The sequence below is a fragment of the Pseudomonas sp. Pseusp3 genome, assembly GCF_047304225.1.
GTDB lineage: Bacteria > Pseudomonadota > Gammaproteobacteria > Pseudomonadales > Pseudomonadaceae > Aquipseudomonas > Aquipseudomonas fluorescens_CD.
This window is the reverse complement of sequence record NZ_JBGLYV010000287.1, coordinates 1-243: the sequence shown is the minus strand read 5'-3', so window position 1 is coordinate 243 and position 243 is coordinate 1. Positions and strand designations below refer to the sequence as shown.

General features: G+C 63.8%; 1 protein-coding gene. It reads right to left on the bottom strand.

Annotation, left to right across the window (positions count from 1 at the left end; all coding sequences use genetic code 11):
• The coding region (locus ACCD00_RS30895) for an immunoglobulin-like domain-containing protein (RefSeq protein WP_413428954.1) at positions 1-243 on the bottom strand (243 nt) is incomplete at both ends.

Below are 243 nucleotides of genomic sequence, written 5' to 3'. Positions count from 1 at the left end.
TCGAGGTTGCCACCCACTGCATCCTTGATGGATTCGCTGACAGTGGTTGGCCCCTTGTAAACGTCGTTGCCGACGGTGACCGGCAGGCTGCCGGAGCTCTGGCCTTCGGCGATGGTGATGACCTTGCCGCTGTCCAGGGTCACGGTGACCGGACCGTTCTGCGCGGTCACCGGTTTGCCCTGGGTATCGGTTAGGGTCGCGGTGTAGGTGATGGTGCCGTTTTCGTCCACGCTCGGGGTGGCG